Source organism: Glutamicibacter sp. NPDC087831 (assembly GCF_044742845.1).
GTDB lineage: Bacteria > Actinomycetota > Actinomycetes > Actinomycetales > Micrococcaceae > Glutamicibacter.
On the sequence record NZ_JBIUVH010000006.1, the window covers coordinates 44,624 to 70,954 of the forward strand.

27 protein-coding genes and 1 riboswitch are annotated in these 26,331 nt (G+C 62.2%); of the genes, 18 read left to right on the forward strand and 9 right to left on the reverse strand.

Annotation, left to right across the window (positions count from 1 at the left end; translation table 11 throughout):
* Window positions 1-15: 15 nt before the first annotated feature.
* The 3 genes from ACIOJF_RS16445 to ACIOJF_RS16455 all read right to left on the reverse strand — a co-directional run bounded on the left by ACIOJF_RS16445 (window position 16) and on the right by ACIOJF_RS16455 (window position 2,224).
* Window positions 16-1,119, reverse strand: coding sequence for a VIT1/CCC1 transporter family protein (locus ACIOJF_RS16445; RefSeq protein ID WP_105657316.1), 1,104 nt, complete (start codon window positions 1,117-1,119; stop codon window positions 16-18).
* A gap of 54 nt (window positions 1,120-1,173) precedes the next feature.
* Window positions 1,174-1,440, reverse strand: coding sequence for a hypothetical protein (locus tag ACIOJF_RS16450; RefSeq protein WP_105657317.1), 267 nt, complete (start codon window positions 1,438-1,440; stop codon window positions 1,174-1,176).
* 15 nt (window positions 1,441-1,455) lie between these two features.
* Window positions 1,456-1,569: riboswitch (SAM riboswitch) on the reverse strand.
* 67 nt (window positions 1,570-1,636) lie between these two features.
* Entirely contained in the window at window positions 1,637-2,224 is a 588-nt protein-coding gene (locus tag ACIOJF_RS16455) for a DinB family protein (protein WP_402735720.1), read from the reverse strand.
* Window positions 2,225-2,357: 133 nt separating this feature from the next.
* On the opposite strand from ACIOJF_RS16455, the gene ACIOJF_RS16460 reads away from it, so the two are divergent.
* From ACIOJF_RS16460 to ACIOJF_RS16470, 3 genes are all read left to right on the forward strand, one after another.
* On the forward strand, window positions 2,358-2,924 hold the full coding sequence (locus tag ACIOJF_RS16460; protein WP_105661607.1) for a helix-turn-helix domain-containing protein: 567 nt from the start codon (window positions 2,358-2,360) through the stop codon (window positions 2,922-2,924).
* A gap of 136 nt (window positions 2,925-3,060) precedes the next feature.
* Entirely contained in the window at window positions 3,061-3,477 is a 417-nt protein-coding gene (locus tag ACIOJF_RS16465) for a hypothetical protein (RefSeq protein WP_402741898.1), read from the forward strand.
* Window positions 3,478-3,583: 106 nt separating this feature from the next.
* Window positions 3,584-5,113: an APC family permease gene (locus ACIOJF_RS16470; protein WP_402696634.1), complete on the forward strand. Its 1,530-nt coding sequence runs from the start codon at window positions 3,584-3,586 to the stop codon at window positions 5,111-5,113.
* A 55-nt stretch (window positions 5,114-5,168) separates the two neighbouring features.
* Here the strand turns inward: ACIOJF_RS16470 and ACIOJF_RS16475 are convergent, their stop codons facing one another.
* Entirely contained in the window at window positions 5,169-6,704 is a 1,536-nt protein-coding gene (locus ACIOJF_RS16475) for a PucR family transcriptional regulator (protein WP_402741899.1), read from the reverse strand.
* Between the two features lie 81 nt (window positions 6,705-6,785).
* Between ACIOJF_RS16475 and ACIOJF_RS16480 the strand changes: the two genes are divergently transcribed.
* The 3 genes from ACIOJF_RS16480 to ACIOJF_RS16490 all read left to right on the forward strand — a co-directional run bounded on the left by ACIOJF_RS16480 (window position 6,786) and on the right by ACIOJF_RS16490 (window position 10,970).
* Window positions 6,786-8,144, forward strand: a complete 1,359-nt coding sequence (locus ACIOJF_RS16480) for an aminotransferase class III-fold pyridoxal phosphate-dependent enzyme (RefSeq protein WP_402741900.1) — start codon at window positions 6,786-6,788, stop codon at window positions 8,142-8,144.
* Window positions 8,145-8,340: 196 nt separating this feature from the next.
* Window positions 8,341-9,327 (forward strand): agmatinase, encoded by a 987-nt coding sequence (speB, locus tag ACIOJF_RS16485; RefSeq protein ID WP_105657323.1) that lies wholly within the window; start codon window positions 8,341-8,343, stop codon window positions 9,325-9,327.
* Window positions 9,327-10,970: a thiamine pyrophosphate-binding protein gene (locus ACIOJF_RS16490; RefSeq protein ID WP_105657324.1), complete on the forward strand. Its 1,644-nt coding sequence runs from the start codon at window positions 9,327-9,329 to the stop codon at window positions 10,968-10,970. The genes speB and ACIOJF_RS16490 overlap by 1 nt, the downstream gene beginning before the upstream one ends.
* A 92-nt stretch (window positions 10,971-11,062) precedes the next feature.
* On the opposite strand, the gene ACIOJF_RS16495 is transcribed toward ACIOJF_RS16490, so the two are convergent.
* Both ACIOJF_RS16495 and ACIOJF_RS16500 read right to left on the reverse strand, forming a co-directional pair.
* Window positions 11,063-11,275, reverse strand: coding sequence for a hypothetical protein (locus tag ACIOJF_RS16495; RefSeq protein WP_402696631.1), 213 nt, complete (start codon window positions 11,273-11,275; stop codon window positions 11,063-11,065).
* A gap of 76 nt (window positions 11,276-11,351) precedes the next feature.
* Window positions 11,352-12,212 carry an inositol monophosphatase family protein gene (locus ACIOJF_RS16500; RefSeq protein WP_402741901.1) on the reverse strand — a complete coding sequence of 287 codons (861 nt, stop codon included), beginning with the start codon at window positions 12,210-12,212 and terminating at the stop codon, window positions 11,352-11,354.
* 100 nt (window positions 12,213-12,312) lie between these two features.
* Here ACIOJF_RS16500 and ACIOJF_RS16505 point away from each other — a divergent pair, with 100 nt between their 5' ends.
* The 7 genes from ACIOJF_RS16505 (at window position 12,313) to ACIOJF_RS16535 (ending at window position 20,019) form a co-directional block, all read left to right on the forward strand.
* Window positions 12,313-12,819, forward strand: a complete 507-nt coding sequence (locus tag ACIOJF_RS16505) for a MarR family winged helix-turn-helix transcriptional regulator (protein WP_402741902.1) — start codon at window positions 12,313-12,315, stop codon at window positions 12,817-12,819.
* 4 nt (window positions 12,820-12,823) lie between these two features.
* Window positions 12,824-14,371 carry an MFS transporter gene (locus ACIOJF_RS16510; protein ID WP_402741903.1) on the forward strand — a complete coding sequence of 516 codons (1,548 nt, stop codon included), beginning with the start codon at window positions 12,824-12,826 and terminating at the stop codon, window positions 14,369-14,371.
* Between the two features lie 44 nt (window positions 14,372-14,415).
* Window positions 14,416-15,135: a GntR family transcriptional regulator gene (locus tag ACIOJF_RS16515; RefSeq protein WP_402741904.1), complete on the forward strand. Its 720-nt coding sequence runs from the start codon at window positions 14,416-14,418 to the stop codon at window positions 15,133-15,135.
* A gap of 133 nt (window positions 15,136-15,268) precedes the next feature.
* Window positions 15,269-16,414 (forward strand): CaiB/BaiF CoA transferase family protein, encoded by a 1,146-nt coding sequence (locus ACIOJF_RS16520; RefSeq protein ID WP_402741905.1) that lies wholly within the window; start codon window positions 15,269-15,271, stop codon window positions 16,412-16,414.
* A 27-nt stretch (window positions 16,415-16,441) separates the two neighbouring features.
* Window positions 16,442-17,620, forward strand: a complete 1,179-nt coding sequence (locus tag ACIOJF_RS16525) for an acyl-CoA dehydrogenase family protein (protein WP_402735711.1) — start codon at window positions 16,442-16,444, stop codon at window positions 17,618-17,620.
* A gap of 35 nt (window positions 17,621-17,655) precedes the next feature.
* Window positions 17,656-19,113: an aldehyde dehydrogenase family protein gene (locus ACIOJF_RS16530; RefSeq protein WP_402741906.1), complete on the forward strand. Its 1,458-nt coding sequence runs from the start codon at window positions 17,656-17,658 to the stop codon at window positions 19,111-19,113.
* Between the two features lie 36 nt (window positions 19,114-19,149).
* Window positions 19,150-20,019, forward strand: coding sequence for a 3-hydroxyacyl-CoA dehydrogenase family protein (locus tag ACIOJF_RS16535; protein ID WP_105657332.1), 870 nt, complete (start codon window positions 19,150-19,152; stop codon window positions 20,017-20,019).
* A 72-nt stretch (window positions 20,020-20,091) separates the two neighbouring features.
* On the opposite strand, the gene ACIOJF_RS16540 is transcribed toward ACIOJF_RS16535, so the two are convergent.
* Window positions 20,092-20,526 carry a pyridoxamine 5'-phosphate oxidase family protein gene (locus ACIOJF_RS16540; protein ID WP_105657333.1) on the reverse strand — a complete coding sequence of 145 codons (435 nt, stop codon included), beginning with the start codon at window positions 20,524-20,526 and terminating at the stop codon, window positions 20,092-20,094.
* Window positions 20,527-20,622: 96 nt separating this feature from the next.
* Here ACIOJF_RS16540 and ACIOJF_RS16545 point away from each other — a divergent pair, with 96 nt between their 5' ends.
* The 3 genes from ACIOJF_RS16545 (at window position 20,623) to ACIOJF_RS16555 (ending at window position 23,096) form a co-directional block, all read left to right on the forward strand.
* A complete protein-coding gene (locus ACIOJF_RS16545; RefSeq protein WP_105661617.1) occupies window positions 20,623-21,708 on the forward strand; it encodes an App1 family protein in 1,086 nt (361 codons plus the stop codon).
* A 2-nt stretch (window positions 21,709-21,710) separates the two neighbouring features.
* Entirely contained in the window at window positions 21,711-22,178 is a 468-nt protein-coding gene (locus ACIOJF_RS16550) for a thioesterase family protein (protein ID WP_105657335.1), read from the forward strand.
* A gap of 63 nt (window positions 22,179-22,241) precedes the next feature.
* The gene (locus tag ACIOJF_RS16555) at window positions 22,242-23,096 is read left to right on the forward strand and encodes a siderophore-interacting protein (protein WP_105657336.1); all 855 of its coding nucleotides are present in this window, start codon (window positions 22,242-22,244) and stop codon (window positions 23,094-23,096) included.
* A 326-nt stretch (window positions 23,097-23,422) separates the two neighbouring features.
* Here the strand turns inward: ACIOJF_RS16555 and ACIOJF_RS16560 are convergent, their stop codons facing one another.
* On the reverse strand, window positions 23,423-24,268 hold the full coding sequence (locus tag ACIOJF_RS16560) for a DNA-3-methyladenine glycosylase family protein (protein ID WP_402741907.1): 846 nt from the start codon (window positions 24,266-24,268) through the stop codon (window positions 23,423-23,425).
* Window positions 24,269-24,272: 4 nt separating this feature from the next.
* Window positions 24,273-24,866: a DNA-3-methyladenine glycosylase I gene (locus ACIOJF_RS16565; protein ID WP_402741908.1), complete on the reverse strand. Its 594-nt coding sequence runs from the start codon at window positions 24,864-24,866 to the stop codon at window positions 24,273-24,275.
* Window positions 24,867-24,947: 81 nt separating this feature from the next.
* Between ACIOJF_RS16565 and ACIOJF_RS16570 the strand changes: the two genes are divergently transcribed.
* Both ACIOJF_RS16570 and ACIOJF_RS16575 read left to right on the forward strand, forming a co-directional pair.
* Entirely contained in the window at window positions 24,948-25,319 is a 372-nt protein-coding gene (locus tag ACIOJF_RS16570; protein WP_105657339.1) for a helix-turn-helix transcriptional regulator, read from the forward strand.
* A 2-nt stretch (window positions 25,320-25,321) separates the two neighbouring features.
* Window positions 25,322-26,248, forward strand: a complete 927-nt coding sequence (locus ACIOJF_RS16575) for a cation diffusion facilitator family transporter (protein ID WP_105661620.1) — start codon at window positions 25,322-25,324, stop codon at window positions 26,246-26,248.
* Window positions 26,249-26,331 lie beyond the last annotated feature (83 nt).

The following is a 26,331-nucleotide window of genomic DNA, read 5'->3' on the forward strand; positions in this document are numbered from 1 at the left end:
AATCGCAGCAGGCTGCTATCCGATGCTGACGTCGAAGATCAGGCCCAAGCAGTAGGTGATGGCCGCTGCGCCCCAGCCGATGGCTAGCTGGCGCAGGCCGCGCTTGAGCGGGGAGGCACCGGAAAGCAGTCCCACGATCCCTCCGGTGATCATCAGGGCCACGCCTACCAGGACTACCGAGACGAGGATCGCGGTCATGCCGGAGAGCCCAAGGATATAAGGCAGGATCGGCACGACCGCGCCGGAAGCGAAAAGGATGAACGAGGTGGCCGCCGCGCCGGTGGCCGACCCCAGTTCCTGGTGCTCCTTCTCGAGTTCTTCGCCGCGGCCTTCCGGGTTCAACGAGAAGTCGGGGTTGCAATCGCAGGTGAACAGGCCCATGCGTTCTGCGGCCCGGTGCGCTGCATCTTCATCGCTCATTCCGCGGGCCTTGTAGATCAGCACCAGCTCGTTGGCGTCCAGATCGAGGTTCGGGGCGGCGGTTAGCGTGACCTGGGTTGGTCGCGAGGCGGTCAGCAGCTCGCGCTGGGAACGCACCGAGACGTATTCGCCAGCTGCCATGGACAGTGCGCCGGCCAGCAAACCGGCAACACCGGAGAACAGCACGAAGGTCGCTGAAACACCGGTCGCACCGATACCCATGATCAACGCCAGGTTGGAAACCAGCCCGTCGTTGGCGCCGAAGACCGCAGCGCGGAAGTTGCCCGAAAGGCGCGCACGGCCTGCTGTAGCCAGCGCCCGGACGACCTCTTCGTGGACCTGTTCGTCGGCCGCCATCTGCGCGGTGGCGTCCTTGTCGTCGCGGTAGGGCGAACTGCTTTCGGAGCGCTGGGCCATGGCCAGCACGAAGACCGAACCGAAATGCAATGCCAGGAAACGCAGCATGGTGCGTCGCAGCGACGGGCGGACTTCCTTGAAATGCTCGCCGAGCAGGACGCGCCAGTGGGATTCGTGGCGGGCTTCCGCCTCTGCAAGGCCCAGCAGGATTTGCCGTTCTTGACCGGTTTTCTTTTCCGCGAGGGCCCTGTAGATGGAGCCTTCGGCGACTTCATCAGCGAGATACTTGCGCCATCGCTGGATCTGCGCTTTGGTAGGTTCGGTTTCTGGGTGCTGTGGCATCGCGACGATGACTCTCCTGGAACATGGATTTTCCAATGAAACCCGTGGATCGGATCAACCACCCAGTTTAGTCAGGGCTCCTGCACTTGGGAATTTGGCAAGGCTAAAAGCAATTCTCTTGCCCGCGGGATTTCCGGCTACCGGCAGCACCAGCTGCAATTCAGAAGTGGCCGGATCATAGGTCGGCCTGCGGGCGCAACGGGCAATGAGCCGTTCAAGCCTGAGCGGATCTGCAACGTAGCGGGTGCGCCAGCGCCCCTCGGCCTTGAACTGCACTTGGCCGGTCTGGCGGTCGATGACGGGCAGAATCGGATATGCCATGGAGGTCAACTCTCTTGCGAGCTCTTGCCCGTGCACCTGTTGGTGCGCGGACCGCTTCCTCATCCGAACCACCCATGAACTTGGGGTTGGTGCGCGGCCAGTCGGAGCTTGGCGCCGCGTCTCGTGAAGCAACATTTCCGATGGTACCGCCGGCGGCAGGGCGCGGTGAAGTCCGAATGCGTAATATGACTGCGGCTCAGCTGCCCGGGGCAAAGGCATTGGCCAGTTGCTGCAGCTTCTCGCGTTGTTCGGCCCATTGCCCCGCGGTGTAGTCGGGCAGCAGATCCAGTTGCGCGGTCCAGCCAGCGCGGCCATCGAGCTGCTCGCGGATAATATCCAGATGCCCTGCATGCCGGGAGGTTTCGGCGAGCGCATGGATGAGCAGGTGATCCAAGGTGGTTTTGCCAGCTGGCCCCCACCACGGTACCTCTACGGGACAGTCCAGGGGCAGATCGCTGATGGCTTCATCGGCGAAGGCGATGGCTTTCCGATACAGGCCGATCAGCTGTTGCGCATCCATATCTGCTGGCGGGAGGAAATCCGCGTCGGGATCATGCGGCGCAATGAATTCGCGAACGTAGCGGTCATCGGCCCTGCGCTTGAGGCAGGTGCCGAAATATTCGTATTCATTGATCGCCAAATGGTGCAGTACTCCCAGGATATGGGTGCCTGTAGGGGTGAGCGGAGTGCGTGCCAGGTGTTCGGCGAGGCCTTCTGCCTTGTAGATCGCATTCTCGCGCGCGTCGTTCAGGTACCCGCAGAGCTTGTCCTTGGTGCTGTCCATGGGCAGAGTCTAGTGAGCGCTGCAGTCTCGCGGTAGAGGGCGCGGTGTGTTTACCATTGGTAAACTTGCCCCGCAGGCCTTGAAGCCAAAGTGGTTGCGGTTGTTGCTGCAGAAAACGTCGAGGAGCCAAACGATGAAAACCTTGCCAGTTGAACCAACCGGTGCCGCGATCAATATCGGTGCGAGGCTGCGCGGGGTGCGCCAGACCCAGCGTATGACCATTGACCAGGTCGCCGAGCTATCCGGACTGACCAAGGGTTTCCTCTCGCGTGTGGAGCGCGACCTGACCAGCCCTTCGGTTTCCACTCTTTTGCGGTTGTGCGAAGTGCTGGGCATGGAGGTCGGTACCCTCTTCGAGGTTCCTGAAACGAAACTGGTCCGACTGGAGCAGGCACCCCGTGTTTCCCTGGGCGGTGACGGCATCACGGAGCAGCTGGTCACGCCGCGCAGCGAGAAGCGGGTGCAGATGATTCGCGCCGAGATTGCGCCCAAGGGCACCGGTGAAGCGGAGCTGTATTCGGTGGATTGCGAGCTGGAAGTGCTGCACGTGATCGCTGGAAAATTCATCCTGGTATTGCCTGATCAGCGCGTAGAACTCGAAGCAGGCGATACGATCACCTTCCCCGGGCGTGAACCGCATAGCTGGGAAAACGATTCTGATGAGGTTGCCGTGGTTACCTGGACGCTGATCCTCTCATGACGCCAATCCCTTGCGCTTGCTGCCATGGCACGGCATGCGCAGTGCGGCTGCGCGTTCGTCTGCGGGGAGATGAACCGCGTATTCTAGGAACGATGCGTTGTTCCGGGCGCTCGGGACAATCAGTGATGGGAGAGGCGTGAGGACAGGCGAACCAACCGCTGCGCAAGATCAACTGCGCAGTATCAGCTGGTGGGCTTCGATACTTTTCGGCGTTCTTATTGGCACCACCTTGACCTGGATCCGCACCCAACGCAATTTCTTCTTCATTGGCGCCGCGATTCTGGCCGTCGTCATTGTCACCATTGGCGTGCGGACGATTCGCCGACGGGCACGCTTCCCGGTGATGGCGCAGGCGCGCACCTCGTGGGCGTATGTGCTGTGGACAGGTGTCCTGCTGGTCCTGGCCGGACCGATCCAGCTGGTGTACGTAGCTGATGACCTTTCCGAACTGACTATCAAATCGCTGGTCATGTCCGCAGGCTTCTGCCTGGGCATTCACGAGGTCGACCGCGCGCTGGTGAAAACCAGCAAGAAGCGCTCCGGCGAGGCCTAGCCTCCCGATTTGGGCAAAATAGCCTGAAATGTAGTCAAAACATCCAATACCCTTAAGCGCGTTTTTGCATAGTGTGATCCTGACCAACTTTCCAGAAGGGGTTGCCATGTCAGGAAAAACCGCGAAGAACCACACCGCAGAACCAGGCCTCAAGCAGGTCCTCGGCCGCTGGGACGCCTTGGCCATAGGCGTGGGCGCGATGATCGGCTTTGGCTGGGTCGTGCTCACCGGCGACTGGATCACCACCGCCGGCCCGTTCGGAGCCACGCTGGCCATGCTGGTTGGCGGTGGCATCATGGCAGTAGTCGGCCTGACCTATGCCGAACTCGTTGCGGCCATGCCGAAAGCAGGCGGTGAGCACAACTACTTGCTGCGCGCCATGGGCGCCCGCTGGTCTTTTGCCGGTTCGTGGGCCATCGTCGGCGGCTACATCACGATCGTGGCCTTTGAAGCAGTGGCACTGCCCAAATCCGTGCTCTATCTCTTCCCGGAGCTTTCGCAGATCAGATTATGGGAGATCGCTGGCTCAGAGGTCTACCTGACTTGGGCGCTGGTCGGTGTCGCCGGTGCGATAGCGATCACCTGGATTAACATCCGGGGCATCAAGACCGCCGGTGTAGTGCAGACCTTCGTGGTGCTCTTCCTCTTCGTCATCGGCGCAATGCTGCTTGCTGGCGCATTCACCGGAGGCGAGAGCAGGAATATGGAACCATTCTTCGAAAACGGGGTGGCCGGCTTCTTCGGCGTGATGATCGTGGTGCCGTTCATGTTCGTCGGCTTCGACGTGATCCCGCAGTCCGCCGAGGAATGCGACATCGCCCCGCGAAAAATTGGCAAGTATGTGGTGATTTCGGTGCTGATCGCCACCGCCTGGTATGTGGGGATCATCCTGGCCACCGCCTCGGGAATGGGCGCTTCGGCACTCGCAGGATCCGAACTTGCCACTGCCGACGCGATGGGGGCACTGTTCAATTCCGAAATCATGTCAAAGGTACTGATCGCCGGCGGCATTGCCGGCATCCTCACCTCGTGGAATTCGTTGCTGATGGGTGCTTCGCGGCTGATGTACGCGATGGCCAGTTCCGGGATGCTGCCACGCTGGTTTGCCTACCTGCATCCGAAGTACCGCACACCGAGCCATGCACTGCTGTTCATTGGCGGTCTCTCCGTTCTGGCTCCATTCTTCGGCACCGCCATGCTCGGATGGTTGGTGGATTCCGGTTCGCCGTCGATCGTGATCGCCTACCTGCTGGTGGGCGTGGCGTTCTTGATTCTGCGCCAGCGCGAACCGCAGATGCAACGCCCGCTGCGCGTGGGCGGTGCGGGAAACGGCGGCAAGGTCATCGGCGTACTGTCGGTGGTCTTCTGCGCCGGCCTGATTTCGCTGTATCTTCCGGGAATGCCGGCGGCCATCGGGTGGCAGCCGTGGCTGCTCTTCGCCGCTTGGTGGATCCTGGGCATGGCCTTCTTGCTGCGGGTGCCACGCGGGATTGCGCCGGGCGAATTCGCGGAAGAGGAATTGCTGCAGAAGCTGAGCATCCGCCAGCAAGCCAAGCTCGGTGCCACCGGCCCGGACGCCGCAGCAACGCGACGCGCCAGTGCGCCGCACGATAGCCGGACTCGGCTCAAGGGCTGACGGCTGCACCTGGGGCACGCCGCGGGATCTGGCTATTGCAGAGACTGCGGCGTGCCTATTTCTGTGCCCGGCGAAGGGCCAGCCAGAGCGAGGCGGCGGCATCCGGATCATCGAGATTGGCGCCAAGCAATTCCTGGGCCACGGTGATGCGGTGGCGCAAGGAATTTCGGTGGATGCCCAATTCGCGGGAGGCTTCTTCCCAATGGCCGCGATGGCGCAGGTAGGAGGTGACCGCGGAGAGCAGATCGGCGCGCGCGTACGCTGCGAGGGCCTTGACCCAGGTCTCTGCGCTGGCATCGAAGCCCGGGGCGCCGCAGGCCATGGTCCCGAACGGGACAGCGTCCAGCGCTTGGCGCAGGGCAGGCAAATTGGCAGGGATCTCGGTCAAGTTCAATGGTTGGGAGAGCACGGCGTGGACTTCGGGTGCGGGGGAATCGAATCGCCCGCACGCCATCGGGCCCGTTGCGGTTGCAGCCTGCGGTGCCACTGCCTCGCCATTGCCGGAACTGTCTGCGGGTTCGGGAAGTATCAAATAATGTTCGGCGCCGTCCTCGTAGTGAAGCTGGCACTCGCGTACCGCTGCGGCGACATCGGGCAATGCGGCGGGGCGCGCCAGCGAGGGCAGCGCATGAAGTGCGGTTGCTGCATCGGTATCGGCACCTGCCCGGTACAGCAGGATTCGCACACGAACAGGTATTCTGCCCAATCCGGCTTCTTCCCCGACCAGGCGTGCCGCCTCGGGCTGGCCATGCAGCAACAATTTTGCGGTGGCCGAGCTGAGCGCGTTATTCGTGCTGGCAGCCAATTCCCGTTGCCTGGCGCGCAAGGAGAGCAACGTGCAGGCCGTCATGATGATCTGCCGGTCGGCCTTGGTCGGCCTGCGCCCGGCGGCAACTCCGAGATATCCGTGGATCGTGGTTCCGGACAGGATGGGATAGAGCGCAACTTCGTGGCCCTGGACCTCGAAGGTGGACGCCGAGGGCATGCCATTGCGCCGAAAGCGCATGGACTCGTGGCGGAGTTCGCCCAGGAACGCTTCGGCGGATGCCGGGTAGCAGGCCGCCGGCCGGGAATCGACGGAAAGATAGGCGGCCCAGCCGTTCACTGCCTCAGCCAAGCCCCGCACGACTGCATTGATGGCATCCGGGCGTACGGCGGCACGCGCCAAGGCAGTCTGCGTGCCCAAGGAACCCATCAGGTTCGAAGCCTGATCACGTGAGGCCAGGCGCCAGTATGCCCGTGAAATGTTCTGGAAGGGCACCTGGTCCGGGACGATCCCCAGCTCTATGCCGGCAGCGTCGCAGGCGGCGATGACGTGCTCGGGCACCGTGCGAAGCCATGGACCCAGCCCCAGCCCCAGGGCGCAGACCTTTTTGTCCTGCAGCCGGCGCATGTATGCGCGGGAAGCTTCCTCGCTCGCGGCGAATGGCATGCCGGTGGTCAGCAGCAGCTCGCCGCCGTCCAGATAGGTGGTGGGATCTTCCAACTCAGAGACATGCACCCCGCTGACCGGCTGGGCGCGGAAGGTTCCGGTGCTGGCAGGGAAGAACTCGGTGCCCAACTCCGTGCCCAGCTGCAAAAGCGTGATCATTGGGTAAATTATCCAAGAAAGATGCTGGACTTGGATGCAATGACCAATGACGCGTGTCACGGGGATTTCTAGGCTTGAGCCATGACTGAAACCCTTGCATCCACCGACGCCCCAACCTTGTCCCAAACCAGGCACCTTGCCACCAGCATCCCCGGCCCGCGCTCTGCGGCCCTCCATGAGCAGCGGGTGCAACAGGTCAGTAGCGGTTTTGGCGTCACCTTGCCGGTCTTTGTCAGCCGCGCCGATGGCGGGATTATCGAAGACGTCGACGGAAATCGCCTGATCGACTTCGCCTCGGGGATTGCCGTGACTTCACTGGGTGCCGCCAACCGCCGCGTGGCCGAACGCGTGGCCAAGCAGCTGGCGGACTTCACCCATACCTGCTTCATGGTCACCGAGTCCGAATCCTTCACCCAGGTGTGCAGCTGGTTGAACCAGCACACCCCCGGCGAGTTCGAGAAGCGCACAGCGCTGTTCTCCACCGGGGCCGAGGCCGTGGAGAACGCGGTCAAGATCGCCCGTGCTGCCACGGGACGCGCTAACGTGCTGGTCTTCGACGAGGCCTACCACGGCCGTTCGCTGCTGACCATGGGCATGACTGCCAAGATCAATCCGTACAAGATGAATTTCGGCCCGATGCCCGAGCATATCGTGCGCGCCGCCTCGGCCAACCCGTTGCGGCCCTCTGGGGGAGCGGCCACCGTCGAAGCGGTCCTGGCGTCCGTCGAGCAGACCTTGATGGACTACGTCCCCCAGACTTTCGCCGCGATGGTGATCGAGCCGATTCAGGGCGAAGGAGGTTTCGTTGTCCCGATGGCCGGGTTCATCCCGGGACTGCGCAAGTTGGCCGACAAGCACGGTATTGTGCTGGTCATCGACGAGATCCAGGCCGGCATGGGGCGCACCGGGAAGCTATTCGCTTCGGAGCACGAGGGCGTGGCAGGTGACCTGATCCTCACGGCCAAGGCCCTGGCCAACGGAGTTCCGCTGTCCGCGGTGACTGGGCGCGCCGAGCTGATGAATGCCCCTCACGCTGGCGGCCTGGGCGGCACCTATGCTGGCAACCCGCTGGCTTGCGAAGCGGCGCTGGCTGTATTCGAGCAGTTCGAGGATGGGACGCTTCTGGATAACGCCCAGCTCATCGAGCGGGTGTCCCGCGAGGTTCTTGAACCACTGATGCAGCAGAGCCCGGTGGTTGCCGAGGTCCGCGGCCGCGGAGCCATGCTGGCTATCGAGTTCGCCGACCGGGGCAGCTTGGCGCCGCGCGCCGATGCAGCCGCGGTGGTTTCCAAGGCCTGCCATCGAGCCGGGGTGCTGACCCTGACCTGCGGTACGCACGGCAATGTGCTGCGCCTGCTGCCGCCGCTGGTGATCGGCGAAGCACTGCTGCGCGATGGATTAGAGGTGCTTGCCCAGCAGATTCGCAGCGTCGCCAGCTGATCGCCCTGCTGCAGTTTCGGCCCATGCCGCAGCCCGTTCGCGGGTTGTGGCATGGGCTATTTCTGCCTGGATTCCCGGGCTGTGCGACAACTGAATCTTGACGTGACCCAGCAGACAAAATAGCATAATGGAAAACTGAAGTTTCATATTAGACAACTTGGACTTTCGTTCTTGGATGTCTGGGGAGGAAGTTGCGATGAAGGAAATCCGCATCGAGGAAAACGGGCATCTGGGACCCATTAATGCCGCGGTGATTCCACGCTATGCAGGTGGTGGCACCTATGCCCGGCTGCCGCGACTGGATCAGGTGGCGAAGGCCGACATCAAGATTGTTGGCGTGCCTTTCGACACCGGTGTCTCCTACCGGCCCGGCGCCCGCTTTGGCGCCAACCACGTGCGCGAATCCTCGCGCCTGATCCGCCCCTACAACCCCGCCACCGACACCTCGCCGTTTGCGCAGAGCCAGGTGGCCGACGCGGGGGACATGGCGGTCAACCCGTTCAACATCAACGAGGCTATCGAGACCATCGAGCACAACGCACTGGAGCTGACCAGTGACGGCTCCACTCTGGTCACCGTGGGCGGAGACCATACCATCGCGCTGCCATTGCTGCGTGCCGCCTCGCAACGAGCCGGTGCTCCGGTAGCGATGCTGCACTTCGACGCGCACCTGGACACCTGGGACACCTACTTCGGTGCCGAATACACCCACGGCACCCCGTTCCGCCGTGCGGTCGAGGAGGGAATCCTGGATACCGAGGCGATCTGCCACGTCGGCACCCGCGGTCCGCTCTATGGCAAGAAGGACCTGGAAGACGACCAGCGCTTCGGTTTCGGCATCGTCACCAGCTCGGATGTCTACTACCAGGGCGTCCGCGAAATCGTGCACAAGCTGCGCGACCGCATCGGCAACCGCCCGCTGTACATCTCGGTGGACATCGACGTGCTGGACCCAGCCCACGCCCCGGGTACCGGAACCCCGGAGGCCGGGGGTATCACCAGCCGTGAACTGCTTGAAATCCTGCGCGGTTTGCGCGGGTTGAACATCATCGGCGCGGATATTGTCGAAGTCGCGCCCGCCTACGACCATGCGGAGCTGACCGGCGTGGCCGCCTCGCATGTCACCTATGATTTGATCAGCCTGATCAGCGACTTCCGCGCCAGCAAGGGGATGAATAGCTAATGAACGAGCAACCGCAACGCAACGGCGGCGATCTGGTCATCGAGACCCTCACCGCGCTCGGTGCCAAGACCGTGTTCGGGATCCCCGGACAGCACGCCCTGGGACTCTTCGACGCGCTCTCGCGCTCAAGCTTGGAGTTCATCTCCTCACGCGTGGAGAACAACTCCGCCTTCGCCGCCGATGGCTACTCCCGCGCTACCGGGGAAGTGGGCGTGCTGTTCCTCTCCACCGGCCCGGGCGCGCTGACATCGCTAGCGGGTCTGCAGGAGGCCTACGCCACCGGCGTGCCCATGGTCGTGGTGGCCAGCCAGATTCCGCTGGACGGCCTGGGAGCCCGCCGCAAGGGCATGCTGCATCAGCTCGATGACCAGAAGGCCTCGGCCGCCAACGTCACCAAGTTCCAGCAGACCGTGCATCATGCATCGGGCATCCCCTCGGCGATCCAGGACGCGTGGGCCCGGGCCATTACCGTGCCGATGGGGCCGGTGTGGGTTGAGGTGCCGCAGGATGTCCTGCTCGCCCCGGTGATGGTGCCCCCGGTACAGGATGCCCTGGCCGAAGCCTACGAGCATCCCCCGCGCGAAGAGCTGATTCGCGAAGCCATGCGCTGGCTGGCCGAAGCCAAGCGCCCGGCCATCATCGCCGGCGGCGGTGTGCGCCGGGCCGGGGCGCAGGCTGAATTGCTGGCCGTAGCCGAAAAACTGCAGGCCCCGGTGCTGTGCAGCCCCGGCGGCAACGGAGCCTTTGGCTGGAACCATGAGCTGTCCTTGCAGTCGTGGGCGGAAGACCGCTATGTCTCGGACGTCATGGAAGATGCCGACGTGCTGGTGGTGATCGGTTCGGCCCTGGGCGAGGTCACCAGCAACTACTTCACGCTCGAACCCCGCGGCAAGATGATCCAGATTGATGCCGAGCCGCGCGTGCTCGAGTCCAACACCCCGGCCCTGGGTATCCGCGCCGATGCTCGTGAAGCCTTGAAATTCCTGGACGAAGAAATGCGCGAGACAGGCTTCAAGGCCCAGGCATCATGGCACGGAAGCACCCCGCAACAGGTGGTGGCCCAGACCCTGGCAAAGGTGCAGGCGCGCCTGGATGCCCAGGACCTTGGCAAGGAACGGAAGTTCATGGCGGATATCCGCGCCGCAGTCCCGGCAGGCATGCAGACCTTCTGGGATATGACCATCGCTGCCTACTGGGGCTGGAGCTGCTGGGACGCCAAGGAGGGCGAATTCCATTCCGCGCAGGGTGCAGGCGGCCTTGGCTTCGGCTTCCCCGCCGCGATCGGTGGCGCCATCGGCTCCAAGCAGCGCGTGCTGGCAGTCAGCGGCGACGGTTCATCGATGTACTCCATTGCCGAACTGGCCACCGCCAAGCAGCACCATGCACCGGTCACCTGGTTGATCGTTGACGACGGGGGATATGGCATCCTGCGCGAGTACATGGAGGGAGCCTTCGGAAAAGCCACCGCCACCGAACTGGCCCGGCCGGACTTCGTGGCCCTTGCGCATTCCTTTGGCATCCCCGCCCAAGCGGTCGATCCCGAAGGCATCGGTTCGGCGCTCGCCGACGCCTTGGAAGCAGATGGCCCAAATGTCATTGTGGTCCGCACCCTGCTGAAGATGTTTGCGCCTACCCACCTGTAAAGCACCCGAACGCACGGACGGCCTCGGACCTGTTGCTCCCACGAGCGATGGATCCGGGGCCGTTGCGATTAGTGGATGAGGAAAAGTGCGGATCAGTGGGTGAAATGGAACACCACACCGAAAAGCACTGCCGAGATGCCCAAGCTAATGCCGATGAGCAGTGGCTCCCAATCCAGGGATTGAGCTGCCAACATCACTGCGAAGGAAGCGAAAAGCAGAATTGCTCCGATTCCTCCCAGGATCACACCTCCGCCTCCATGGTGCCGCGCGGCGGAATGCGCGGTCCGTTGAAATCGTGGTTCCATGCCGCCATGGTACGTCCGAAAGCGGCCAAAGCCGAGGGGCAGGGCCAACTACTTCGATATTGTCAGATTTGTTGGCTCAGCGGCCCGTGCGCAGCTGATGGATCCGCTCGGCAGCGGTTGCCAAGGAAGGATAATCGGCGCCGGGCCCTTGCGCGATGAAACCGGGGCAGTAGTGGTCGGCGAGTCCTGCCTGTCCGTAGGACAAGCCGCGGAACGTGCCCTGGGCCATGCGCACCAGATGCGCTCCGGCAGCCACATCCCACACCTTGGTATCGAACCCGATGGTGGCGTCGCACCAGCCTGCGGCAACATGGGCCAGGGCCAGCGCCGCGCAGACCTTGCGGCGTACCGTGGCGAAGTCCTGGATCCACTGGCCAAAGAGTTCCAAGGACAGATCCCCGTCCTTGAGCATGGATTCTGCTCCCGGGTAATCCGTCATCAGGTTGGCGCGGGACTGCTCGGGACGGGCACCGGGCTCAAGGACCTGCACGTTGAGGAACGCGGCAGTCGAATTGGCGCTGAATTCATCACCAGAAATCGGATCGAGGATTGCGGCGGCGACCAGTTCTCCATCGATGGCTGCGGCAATCGAGATGCAGAAGAATGCCACGCCGTGGACGAAGTTGCTGGTGCCGTCAATTGGATCGACAATCCACTGCACCTTCCCGGCGGCCTGCTGTCCTTGATCGCCGGAGACCTGCTCTTCGCCGAGAACCCAGGAATCCGGGTGGGCCGATAGCAGTGAGGCAGTGATGAGCCGCTGGCTCTGCCGGTCGATGTCGGTGACCAGGTCATGGGTGTTGGTTTTATGCTCGGCTACCACGTTGCCGCGGAAGGAAGCGCGCAGCAGCTCGGCGGACTGGCGAGCTGCCTTCAGCGCGGAAAGTCGTAATTCTTCGGCGTATTGCGTGCTGGTTTGGACTCGCTGATCATTCACAAAACCAGCTTACCGCCGTGGCAACGGGCAAAAACGTTGACTGGAGCAACGAATCGAACTTACTGTGGTGGAAACACAATAGATAGGCAGCCGATAGATCGTGGACAAGTCTCCAGATAGCCCTTCGGATTCTGAACTCAAAATCCTGCTCGACGAGTTGGCCCGCAGTTCCAGGATCCTTCGCGTGTTCTCGCATATGGATCAGACTGACCCCGAGGTATCCAACGCCTCCCATCACGTGCTCAAGACGTTGAAAACCCGTGAACCCACGCATGCTGCCGACCTTGCGCAGTCCTTGGGTATCGGCACCGCGGCGATGAGCCGGCATTTGGCGGAACTGGAGCAAACGGGCCTGGTAGCCAAGCAGCCCAGCAAGATCGACGCCCGCCGCCACGTGCTCTGGGTGACCGAGGCGGGGTGCGAGCGGCTTGAATTCCGCGACCGCTTGCGCCTGGAGCGAATGCGGGATGTCCTTCCGGACTGGGATGCCGAGCGCTTGGCCAGCGTCGCGCACGCGCTGAGCGAATTGAACGCGACGATGATCCGCGGCATCCAAACCCAACGGACCGAGCAGTTCGGCAATGCGGAGAATTCCGACCTTGGATAAGAGCATGCCGGAAAAGGAACGTCCCACTGACCTTACCGAGGCAGCGGCAGACCAGCCGCAGATGAATCAACGCGAGGTGCTCAAATCCATCGCTGGCGTCCTGGCATCCTTCTTCGCTGCCATGCTGGCGGCGACCATTGTGTCTATTGCGCTGCCGACCATCATGGATGTCCTGGGCGGCTCGCAAACCGACTTCAACTGGGTTTTGAGCACCACGCTGCTGGCCAATGCCGCCACCACTCCCATCTGGGGGAAAATGGCGGATCTCTTCGACAAGAAGAAGCTGCTGCAAGCCGGAATTCTGGTGTTCGTGCTCGGCTCGTTGCTGGCCGGGCTCGCCTGGTCCATACCCGTTCTGCTGTTCGCCCGGGTCATCCAGGGCATCGGCATGGGCGGGCTGACCGCCATGGGCATGGCAGTCATCGGCACGGTCATCCCGCCACGGGAACGTGGACGCTATTCGGGATATTTCGGTGCCGTAATGGCTGTATCTACCGCAGCAGGACCGCTGCTCGGCGGATTCATCGTGGACTCGCCCCTGGGCTGGCGCTGGTGCTTCTTCTTCGGCATCCCGATCAGCCTGCTCTCCATGCTCTTGATCCACCGGACCCTGCACCTGAAGCACCTCAAGCGTCCGGTGCATATCGATTGGGTCGGCGCGGTCCTGTTGACCACCGCCGTCTCGATCCTGCTGATCTGGGTCTCCTATGTAGGCAAAGCCGACTATTTCGGCTGGAATTCGTGGCAGACCTACACGATGGTCTCGATGTTCCTATTGCTGGTTGCCGCGTTGCTGCTTGTTGAATCACGGGTTCGTGAACCGATCATTCCGCTGAAGATCATTTGCACCCGAACAACCTCGCTGGCGATTCTCGCCTCGATCTCGATTGGCGTGGGGATGTTCGGCACCGGCGCATTCATCGGCCAGTACTTCCAGATCGCCCGCGAAGCGACACCGACCATGGCCGGCCTCATGACCTTGCCAATGATCGCGGGCAACTACTTCGGGTCCGTCTTCTCCGGGCAGATGATTACCCGCTTCGGCCGTTGGAAGATCTACCTGCTCATCGGTTCGGTCCTGAACATCGCCGGACTCGGCCTGCTCGGGCTGATGCGCCAGGATACCGAATACTGGCTCTTGGCCTGCGGCATGTTCCTCAACGGCGTGGGCATGGGATTCATGCTGCAGAACTTGGTGCTCTCGGTGCAGAACACGGTGAAAGTTACCGATATCGGGGCGGCAAGTTCTTCGGTGGCGTTTTTCCGTTCTGTAGGCGGCTCAGCAGGTGTGGCGGTGCTCGGCGCGCTGCTTTCGCGCAATGTGGCAGATCTTATTGCCGAATCATTAGCGGCCAAGGGGCAGCTGTCCTCAGCCCCGGCCACCGGGGATTCCTTGAATCTTTCCGGGATGCCAGATGCGCTACGGCAGGTGGTGGAATCGGCGTATGGCGAGGCGACAGGGATCGTCTTCATCGTCTCGGCGGCCGTAGCCGTGGTTGCCTTCTTCTGCGTATTGCTCATCAAGGAAGTGCCGTTGCGCAAGACGATCTAGTACCTGGCCTTGCCGCCGGGTCGAATCAGGATAAGCTTCAGACCATGAGTAGCATGCAACCGATTAAGCCGAAGATATCTCTTACCGAGCAGGTGACCACGATGATCCGTGCCGCCATCGTTGCCGGTGAGATGGCTCCGGGGGAGCACTACTCGGCCATTGGCATCTCGGAAAAGCTCGGCGTCTCGCGAACTCCGGTGCGCGAGGCCTTGCAGCTGCTGGAAAAAGAGGGAATCGTTACCGTGGCGAAAAACCGCGGGGTGCGCGTCAACCAGATTTCATTGGAGGACATTGTCGAAGTCTTCCAGCTGCGTTTGGCTATCGAGCCTCCAGCTGCCGCACGTGGCGTGCGGAACGCGACCGAGGCTGATATCAACCAGCTGAAGTCGTTGCACCAGCGAATGCTCGCAATCGGCGAAACCGGTGATGGCCGGGCGACGCTGGAAGCGGACAAGGAATTCCACCTGTGCCTTCTGGGGCTGGCCGGAAATGCGAAACTCGACAGCGTGGTGGGGGAGCTGCGCAACCTTGTCCTGGCCCACGGGCAGACCACCGTGCCCTTCGCCCGCTCCAGCCAGGACCTGGCCGGGGACCGCGAGGAGATCATGGAGGCGATTCTGGCTAAAGACCCCGACGCCGCCGCGCTGGCCGTTCGGGGCCACGTCATGCGCACCGCGCAGATGCTGATCCGCTCGGTGTGTTCGCGGACCCCGGGACTGGACGCAGAACCGTTCCTGGAGCGGCTGGACGCCTTGATTTCCTAGGGCATTCCGCGCCCCCTGCAGACCCAAGAAGCGAAACATCCTGAAAATCCTTGCCAAGGGTGATCCGGGCAACATAGAGTTGCATGCAACATGTAACTAAGCAATTCTGTGCGGATTGAAGGTGTGGAAGCAAATGAGCCAACCGCTTGAAGGGGTCAAGGTCATCGACCTCTCGCGCATCTTGGCCGGGCCGCTGTGCTCCATGACTCTGGCCGACTTCGGAGCCGAAGTTCTCAAGGTGGAGAACGCTGCTGGCGATGAGACCCGCAGCTGGAAGCCTCCGGTCAATGCCCAAGGCATCAGCACCTACTACTGGTCGGTGAACCGCAACAAGCAGGCAGTAGTCGCCGACTTCGCGGACGCGACCCAGTTGCAGGCCCTGCGCGGATTGATCCGCGACGCTGACGTGCTGGTGGAGAATTTCCGCCCCGGCGTCCTGGCCAAATTCGGGCTGGACTACGAGAGCCTGCGCGAGCTGAACCCGGCACTGGTCTATTGCTCCATCTCGGGCTTCGGCGAAAAGCAGGGTGCAACCTTGCCCGGCTTCGACCTGCTGGTGCAGGCAGTGGGCGGACTGATGAGCATCACTGGAGAACCAGACGGGCCTCCGAGCAAGGCCGGCGTTGCCCTGGTGGACGTATTGGCGGCGCAGAATGCGGTTGCCGGCATCCTGCTGGCCATGCGCGAACGCGATGCCAGCGGTATCGGCCAGCGGGTGACCGTCAACTTGCTCGGCTCGCTGCTGGCCGGACTGACCAACCAGTCCAGCAGCACGCTGGCTACCGGAAAATCCCCGGCACGCATGGGCAACGCGCACCCGAGCATTGCCCCCTATGAAACCTTCGCGGCCAACGACGGCGTGGTGGCCATCGCCGTGGGCAATGACCGCCAGTTCGCTGCCTTGGCCAAGCATCTTGGCCAGCCGAACCTAGCCCAGGATCCGCGCTTCAGCAGCAATAGCGCACGGGTGGCCCACCGCGAAGAACTCAAGGCAATCATCGAAGCGGCCACCGCCTCAGCCACTGCCGCGCACTGGGCGAATGCGCTGATGTCCGCGGGAGTGCCCGCCGGAAAGGTCAACTCCATTGCCGAGGCCATCGACTTCGCCAAGGAACTTGGCCTGGATCCCGTCGCGCTGATCACCGATCCGGACACCGGGGAAGCGACCGAGCAGATCGCCAGCCCCATCGGGCTCTCGCGCACCGGCGCCCAATATCGCACCATCCCGCCGGCCCACGGGGAGCACCAAGCGCTTCTGGGCACCCTGGCAAATAGCTAATCGCAAGAACTTTCAAGGAGACTTAATATGAGCACCGCAGAACGCCTTCTGGATCCGGCCGACCTGATCAATTTCGATTCGCTGCTCTCGGCGGAGGAACTGGCCCTGCGCGATACCGTGCGCGGTTTCGTCAACGAGAACATCAAGCCGAATATCGCCAAGTGGTACAACGACGCAGTCTTCCCGCTGGAGATCGTTCCGGAGATGGCCAAGCTGGGCCTGCTGGGCATGCACCTGGAAGGCTACGGTTGCGCCGGCCGCTCGGCCGTGGAATACGGCATTGCCGGCGCCGAGCTGGAAGCCGGCGATTCGGGGCTGCGCACCTTCGTTTCGGTCCAGGGATCGTTGGCCATGAGCGCCATCTACAAGTACGGCTCCGAGGAGCAGAAGCAGCAATGGCTGCCCAAGATGGCCGCCGGCGAAGCCATTGGCTGCTTTGGCCTGACCGAACCAACGGCAGGTTCCGACCCGTCGAGCATGAAGACCTTCGCCCGCCGCGACGGCGATGACTGGGTGATCAACGGTTCCAAGCGCTGGATCGGGCTGGCCAATGTGGCGCAAGTGGCGGTGATCTGGGCACAGACCGATGAGGGCATCCGCGGCTTCGTCGTGCCGACCAGCACCCCGGGCTTCACCGCCACCCCGATCGAGCAGAAGCTGTCCATGCGCGCCTCCATCCAGTGCGAAATCGATCTGGTCGATGTGCGCCTGCCTGGTTCGGCGGTATTGCCGAATGCCAAGGGCCTGAAGGGGCCGTTCTCCTGCCTGAACGAAGCCCGCTACGGCATCTTGTGGGGTTCCATGGGGGCCGCCCGCGATTCATTCGAGGTGGCATTGGCCTACTCGCAGGAACGCCTGCAGTTCGACAAGCCGCTGGCCGGATACCAGATGACCCAGCAGAAGCTGGTGGACATGGCCCTGGAAATCAACAAGGGCTTCCTGCTGGCCCTGCACATCGGCCGGTTGAAGGATGCCGGGAATTTGGACCTGCACATGATCTCGGTGGGGAAGTTGAATAACTGCCGTGAAGCCATCGCGATCTGCCGCGAAGCACGCACCATCCTGGGAGGCAACGGCATCACGCTGGATTACTCGCCATTGCGCCACGCCAACAACCTGGAATCGGTGCGCACCTACGAGGGCACCGACGAGGTGCACACGCTGATCCTGGGCAACAAGCTCACCGGCGTGCCGGCCTTCCGCTAAGCCGCGAAGCCAAGGAAGACGGGAGAACCAAGCAAATGAACCTTTCCACAACACTTGCCACCCTGGAGCACTGCATCAATGGCGCATGGGTGCCTGGCGAAGGCCGCCGCATCGATTCGAAGGCGGCCGCCGACGACTCCATCGTGCTCGCGGAGGGCACCGCGGCCAGCGTGGACCAGGTGGACGCCGCTTTCGGCGCCGCCCACCGGGCCAAGAAATCCTGGGCGTCCACTCCGATGGCCGCCCGCGGGGCGATTCTGGCCAAGGCCGCCGGATACCTGAAGGAGCATGCGGAGGACTTCGGAGCGGAACTTGCCGCCGAAGAGGGCAAGACCAGAGCCGAGGGAATCGGCGAGGTGCTGCGGGCCGCACAGATCCTGGCCTACTATTCCGGCGAAGCGGAGCGCGCTGCCGGCACCGTCTTCCAATCCCCGCGCGCCGGGGAACAGATTCTGGTTACCCACAAGCCGCTGGGGGTGATCGGGGTGATCACCCCGTTCAACTTCCCGATCGGGATTCCGGCTTGGAAGATCGCCCCGGCGCTGGTTTTCGGCAATACCGTGGTGTTCAAGCCGGCCAGCCTGGTGCCGTTGCTGGCCATGCGCTTTGTGCAGGCCCTGGAGCACGGAGGGCTGCCCGCTGGTGTACTGAACCTGGTCATCGGCCCGGGCGCGCTGGGTGATGCCTTCATCGCCAATGAGCATTTGGATGGGCTGACTTTCACCGGTTCCACCGGAGTCGGGCGCAAACTCTGCGCGGCAGGTGCGGCCCAGGGGATTCCGGTGCAGGCGGAAATGGGCGGCAAGAATGCTTCGGTAGTGCTGGCCGACGCAGACCTGGACCTGGCCAGCGAGCAGGTGCTTTTCGGGGCCTTCCGCTCCACCGGCCAGAAGTGCACGGCCACCAGCCGGCTGATTCTCGATGAGTCCATTGCCGACGCATTCTTGGCCAAGCTCACCGAAAGGCTGGAGCAGTGGGTGACCGGGGACCCGCTGGACCCATCAGTGCATATGGGCCCGCTGGTGGATGCCAAAGCGGCGAACTCGGCGGCTCAGGGGATCGACCGGTCGCTGGCACAGGGCGCAACACTGCGCTATCGCGGGCTGGCCCCGGGAACCGGCAGCTTCCTGGCACCAACCATTCTGGAACTTCCGGAGGGGGAAGCCGGGCGAGCCAACTGCGCATGGCAGGAAGAATTCTTCGCGCCCATCGTGGCGGTCCGCCGAGTCAACGGGTGGAAGGAAGCTTTCGAGGCTGCAGAAGACTCGGAATATGGTTTGAGCCTGGCATTGTTCACCTCGAATCTTGCGCTGGCCCTGGAGGCGCAACAAACTCTCGACGTGGGTATTCTGCATGTAAATTCGGAGTCAGCCGGCGCTGACCCGCACGTGCCTTTTGGCGGTGCGAAAGCTTCGGGCTACGGACCGAAGGAACAGGGAGCAGCAGCTCGCGAGTTCTACACGCACACCACGACGACCTACCTGCGCGGCTAAAAGGCGCAGGCCAGGACTCCAGAGAAAGAATGGTCAATGAGGATTGAACGTATTTTGGTGATCGGTGCCGGCACCATGGGCCGCCAGATCGCGATGAGCTGCGCGCTGGGCGGCTACGCCACCGTGCTGCAGGATATCTCTGCCGACGCGTTGGGCGCAGCACGCACCGAGCTGGAGTCCTGGGCTGCCGGCCGTGTGGCCAAAGGCAAACTCGACCAGCCCGCGGCAGCTGCGGCGCTGGGGCGCTTGAGCCAGAACACCGACTTGAACCAGGCTGCTTCCACAGCCGACTTGGTGATCGAGGCTGCTGTGGAGCGCCTGGACATCAAGGAGCAGATCTTCGCCCAACTGGGCGAGCATGCACCGGCCCACGCCATCTTGGCGACGAATTCCTCGACGCTGCCCTCCTCGAAGCTGGCCCAGGCCAGCGGCCGTCCAGCGCAGGTGTGCAATATGCACTTCTTCAACCCTGCATTGGTCATGAAGTGCGTTGAAATAGTCCGCCATGGGCAGACCAGCGATGCCACGATTCAGGCTGTTACCGAGGTAGCCAACCAGCTGGGGAAGAACCCGGTGCTGGTGAACAAGGAGATTCCGGGTTTCATTGCCAACCGCATGATGGGTGCGATCAACGCCGAGGCGCTGAACCTGGCTCACCAGGGAATCGCCAGCATCGAGGATATCGATACCACCGCGAAGACCGCTTTGGGCCACCCCATGGGTCCGTTCGAGCTGATGGACATGGTGGGCCTTGATGTTATCGATTTCATCGCCCAGGCGACCTACGCCGAGACCGGTGACGAGGCCGACCAGCCGCACCCGATGATCACCGAAAAGGTGGCTGCGGGCAAGCTCGGACGCAAGAGCGGAGAAGGGTTCTACCCTTATTCCCAGGCATCGGCTTAAAGCTGGAAACGCCGCTGCCAGCCCGATGGCCATTGGGCGGGAGGCGGCGTTTGCCGTGTAGATCGGAGAGAACTATTCAGCGACCTCTGGTTGCTCGCCAAGCTCGAAGTGGCGCCCGGAGACCGAATCAATGTTGACCCGAATCCAGAAATCCTTCTGGGTGGGGATCCAGGGAGTGACGCCGCTTTCGCGGGCCTCCTTGATATCGGCCTCATGCTCCAATACTTCGGCGCTGCCGTGCACGACAACGGACCAAGCTTCATCGGAAAGGATGCCGTCGACCTCGAAAGCGATCTTTTCATTGATCGCCATGGCCGCAAGCTTATTACCGGGCGAGGTGCGCAAGAACAGCTTCCCGTTGTGCACCGCGTAGTTCACCGGAACAATATCGATCAACCCTGCAACCGAAGTTGCTACGCGTCCGTGGGAGCTGTGCGAGAGCAGCTGCCACGATTGGTCCTCATCCAATACCAGGACCGGACTATTGAGCTCGTGTTCGAATTTCATAGCACCAGTTTTCTACTCTTTGTAGAAAAAGGCAAGGGCTCAAGACACAAGTTGTCGTTTTCCCGTGCTTGGCGGTCGACATGAAAGACTGGGGCTATGAGTCATATTTCGGCTGATGGCGATGCCCGGCATGTAGCTTCGCGAATGGAAGACGGAGTGCATCGTTGGCGTGCACGGCGCGCCCTGGCCAACGGCCACCAAGCGGTAATCCTTCCCTATGTGGGATATGGCTCTACCGGACCGAGCGGCGGCTGGATTCGCGTCTTCGCCCGCGTTGTCCTGGCCAAGCCCGGCGCCTTTGAAGACGGGCAGCACCAAGCCCAGGTCATTGCCGATGGCATTCGCGGTTTCCGCAATTTCATTTCCCCGATCCTTCCCGGCGGCAAGGTCAGCATTGACGTTGGCGACCAGCGCTTCGAGGTCCAGGCTGACCGTGGCGGCGTGATTGATGTGAAGCTGGTAGTCGACCTGCCCGCGGGCTGGAATGAGATCCGGCTTCATGCCCACAACGGCGATGCCGCGCAGGCGAAGATTCTCGTTATCGACCAGGCGCAGAAGTTCGGGGTGATCAGCGACGTGGATGACACCGTCGTGGTCACCGCACTGCCGCGCCCCATGCTGGCGGCGTGGAACTCCTTTGTGCTCTCCGAGCATGCCCGCGTGGCGACCCCCGGGATGGCGGTAATGCTCCAGAAGGTGCTGCTCGAGCATCCAGGAGCTCCGACCATCTACCTTTCCACCGGCGCATGGAATGTCGCGCAGACCCTGCAGCGCTTCATCTCGCGCAACCTGTACCCGAAGGGGCCGTTGCTGCTCACCGACTGGGGGCCAACAGACCGTTCCTGGTTCCGCAGCGGAATGCAGCACAAGGTTGACCAGCTGCGCCGCCTGGCCGAAGAATTCCCGCACATTTCATGGGTGCTCATCGGCGATGACGGCCAGCATGATCCGGCCATTTATGCGGAGTTCGCGCGCCGCTACCCCGAATTGGTCAGGGCTATTGTGATCCGCCAGCTGACCCCTTCGGAAGCGGTGCTAGCCGGCGGACGTTCGCATGAGCTGCGCCGAACCACCCCCGGGGTGCGTTGGGTCTACGAGCCGGACGGAGCCCGGATCCTTCGGGAGCTGGCCAAGTTGGGGATCGTGGGCAATGACGGCGCAAACCTGCTGAAGGAAGATTAGCCATGGAAGAAAGCATTCTGCGGGTGCAGGTCCCTATGCGCTGGGGCGACATGGATGCTTACGGCCATGTCAATAATGTCAATCTGATCCGGTTAATGGAAGAAGCGCGAATCGCCGGCTTTGGCGTGCCCGGTGGCACCGGTGCGCCAGGCTCGCAGCCGCAGGCCGATATCTTCTCTGCAGTGCCTGCCGGAACCCAGATCCTCGTTGTCGAGCATCGGGTGCGGTATTCCCGCCCGTTGGAATACCGCAACGTGCCGGTCAATGTCGATCTCTGGGTTGCCAATGTCAAGCCTGCCAGTTTTGATATCTGCTACGAGTTCCGTGACCCGGTGGAGGACTATTTGTGCGTCAAGGCCTCCACTACGTTGGCTTATTTCGACCCGGTGTCCTCGCGGGTGCAGCGTTTGAGCCCCGGAGAACGCGCGGCGCTCAGTGCATATGAAGGTCCTCCGACCTTCTCGAAGTAACCACTTGCGCTCCCGTCAATTAGGATTGATCTATCTACCCTTATTAAGACAGGAAGTGATTTTGTGTCCCAGCCGGCTGGTGATCGCCCGCAAACTGGAGGCCGACCTGCGCGCCCCCAGGTCCTCCTGCAGGTCCTCAAGCGCGAGAATATCGCACCTCATCTGGTGCGGCTCACCCTTGGCGGTCCAGGCATCTGCGATTTCGCAGACAAGCCGGTGACCGACCGCTACGTGAAATTCCTGTTCGCGAAGCCGGAACTGGGCCTTGAATTGCCTTATGACATGGAAGCGCTGCGTGAGCGGCTGGCTCCCGAGGATCTGCCGGTTCGCCGTACCTATACCGTGCGCCGCAGCGATATGCAGGCGGGAACCATCGAGGTCGATTTCGTGGTCCATGGCGATGAGGGCCTAGCAGGTCCTTGGGCGCGTGACGCGCAGATCGGCTCATCGATCTGCTTCTCGGGCCCGGGCGGAATGTTTGTCCCCAAGGATGAATTCGATTTCCACTTCTTCGCCGGAGATGAAACTGCCATTCCCGCCATTGCGGCCTCCTTGGAGTCCATGGCCCCGCAGATGAGGGGCCTGGTGGTCATCGAGGTTGCCGACGAGGCTGACGAAATGCAATTGCAGGCGCCGGCCGGCGTGGAAATTCGCTGGATTCACCGCGGTGCCGAATTCTCCCCTGAAACCACGATCCTGGAGTCCGTGGTCCGGGGGATTCCATGGCCCGAGGGCCGGGTGCAGGTCTTTGCCCACGGTGAGCGCGAAGTCATGAAGAAGCTGCGCGCATACTTCTATGACGAGCATGGCGTGGACCGCCGCGACATGTCGCTCTCTGCCTACTGGGCCTTTGGCCGTGCAGAAGATGCATTCCAGGCCGAGAAGCGTACGGAAGTTGGCAAGATCTTCGCCGACTAGTCTTTTGGCGCGGACAGATTCAAGTAAGTTAGAGCGACCTAAGAAATAAATCGAAAAATTACGCAAACAGGGCTTGACGTTATTACTGGTTCTTAGGATATGCTTATTCCAGAGCTTCTCCCGTGTGTGGTCGGGAGAAGCGTCAAGCTTGACCGATATTTATCGGCTAGTTCGCTGCTTGCCGGGGCTGCTCACCTCGAAGCAGCGAGCGGCGTAGCCGGCTTGAATAAGGGGAATGGAGAATCGGCTGACTTGCTCAGTCGGCCGATTCGTCGAAAAGGGAGCTTATCAGGATTGCACACCTTGATAAGCTCCCTTTCTCGTTGCTACAGCTTGGCGGCGTCGAAGGACCACAGCAGCAACGTGGCCAGGTAGCCCGCACCCTTCGGTGGAGGCGCCACAGTGACGCCGCGATCATGAAGCTTGCTCATGGCTCGGCGAACTACTAGATCCGACTCCAGGAAGATCTCCGGATCCCGCAAACCCCGCAGGGCAAGGTAATTGCGCGTCCATGGCCCCACGCCGCGCAGCCCTTGGAGCTGCTCCAGGAATGCCGGCACGTCTCCGAGCAGGAACTTTCCACTGTGCTCGAACCATTCGGCTACCGCGTGCAGCGCCGTTGCCCGCGGCAACGGGCAGCGAATGATTGCGCGCAATTCCCCAGGCGTGCAGGCGGCCGTTGAGGCCGCTGTGGGGAAAGCCCGAAGGCCCGAGCCATGCTGCTGGCCCAATGCGCCGACGTAGCGCCCGCCGAGGGTCCGTGCCGCCGCCAAGGACACCTGCTGTCCAATGATCGTGGTGGCCAGGGCCTCGAAAATATCCGGGTAGCTGATCAGCCGCAAGGAGGGGTAAGCCATCGCGAGCGGCTGGTAGCAAGGAAGGGCCTGGAGCGCTTCATAAGCAGCTGTGGTGTCTTGCTGCAGTCCAAGCCAATGGTTGATGATCTCCGTGAGGCGCGCAATGGATTCAGTCGGGGCGTCGTGGGTGAGCGATACGCCTGCAGGATCCAGGCTCAATGAAACTTCAACCAGGTTCCCGTCCAGCTGCAGGACGCGGTGCAGCTGGGCCGCAGCGGCATCCAGCCGCTCCTGGGCAGGCAGCGAATGCAATTCCAGGACTGCCAGTGCGTGGCCGACGTCCAGAATTCCCGTTGCCGGTAGGCGCAGTTCCATGACCTCAGGCCCAAATGCCGGAAGTGCCGCGGCGGTGCGATCCGACCAGATGGGTATCGACCATGCCGATGGCTTCCATCAACGCGTACATGGTGGTCGGGCCCACGAAGTTGAAGCCCCGCTTCTTCAGCGCCTTGGCCAGTTCCTTGGACTCGGGGCTTTGCGTGGGTACTTCAGTGAAATTACGCGGAGCCGGGGTCTGTTCCGGCTTGAAGGACCACACGAAATCCGAGAGGCCGCCCTCTTCGCGCAGCATCAGGGTCGCTTCTGCGTTGGCGATCGTTGCGCGGATCTTGAGCCTATTGCGCACGATCCCGGCGTCTTCCATCAGGCGATTGAAATCGTCCTCGGTAAACAACGCGACCTTCTCGGGATTGAAGTGCTCGAAAGCGCGGCGGAACGACTCGCGCTTGGAAAGGATGATGGCCCAGGACAGGCCTGACTGGAAGCACTCAAGGCTCAGCCGCTCGAAAAGTCCCTCTTCGGAGGTGATCGGCATGCCCCATTCGGCGTCGTAGTACGTGCGGAGCATGTCATTCGAGGCGGCCCAGCGAGGGCGCGCCAATCCGTCTTCGCCAACGATGAGATCTTCAGTCATATTTTCATCTTGCCATCCATCGCGATGCGCAGTTGGCCATGCAACGTTCCGTTTCGCGGCAAAGTCACCTATCATCGTTATATGGCGATAATAGAGTCAGATATCGATGCATCGGAAATCCGCAGCGGCAAGCTCCAGTTCGCTGCGCTCTTCCACGCGCTCGCTGACCCGGCGCGGCTGCTGATTCTGGACCATCTGCGCACCGGGGAGCATAAGGTCAGGGAACTGACCGAGCATTTGGGCCTTGCCCAAAGCACGGTCAGCGCGCATCTGTCCTGCCTGAAGGACACCGGCCTGGTGCACGTCCGAAGCCAGGGCCGGGCCAGCATCTACTCGCTGGGCCAGGGTGAAGCACTTGACGCATTGACCGCTGCCGCCTCGGCGCTTCTGCCGCAAGAGGCATCCCATCACCATTGGGAAGAAGCGCACAGCATGGATCCGAAGAAAGGCTGAACTTGGGACACGATCACTCTCACGGGCACTCCCATGATCATTCCGGAGCAAACCGAACCCGCCTGGCCTGGGCCTTCGCCATCACCGCTACAATCCTCGTCGCCGAGGTTGTTGGCGCTATCGTCACCAACTCGCTGGCCTTGCTGGTCGACGCAGCGCATATGCTGACCGATACCCTGGGGCTATTGCTGGCTCTGACCGCTGCCAACCTGATCATGCGCAAGCCAACGACCAAGCGCACCTGGGGATTCCGCCGCGCAGAAGTCCTCTCCGCCACCTTCCAATCGGCATTGCTGCTGGCTGTGGGCATCTACGCGGCCATCGACGCCGTGCGGCGGCTCTTCACCCCTGCAGAGGTCCAACCGGAGGGACTGCTGGCCTTCGGCATCATCGGCCTATTGGGCAACGTCATCTCCATGTGGATCATTTCCGCGGGACGCAATAGCAACCTGAATATGCGTGCGGCTTTCCTGGAAGTAGTCAACGACGCGTTGGGCTCGGTTGCCGTTATCATCGCCGCGCTGGTTATCACCTACACCGGATGGATGCGCGCCGACTCCGTGGCAGCCCTGGTGATCAGCGCCCTGATCGTTCCCCGGGCCATGAAATTGCTGGGGGAAACCACCCACATCCTTCTCGAATCCACGCCTAGGGGCCTGGACCTGCTCGGGGTCAAAGCGCATTTGGAGGCATTGCCCGGGGTGATCGCGGTGCACGATCTGCACGCCAGCCAGATTGCCTCCAACCTTCCGGTGCTCACCGCCCATGTGGTGGTCGAGGACTCGATGTTCTCCGCTGGGGTAGCCGGTGGGCTGCTGCGGGATTTGCAGCAGTGCGTGGCAGATCATTTCACCGTGAGCGTTGAGCACTCGACCTTCCAGATTGAGCCGGCATCGCACCAGGAAACCGAACGCGAACATGGCTGCTAATCGGTAACCTGCGGGGGCAGAGCGTCCACGAATTTGCTCATACCTTGGTATGACGCACCCCCGGGAAACTAGGTCCTGATGGT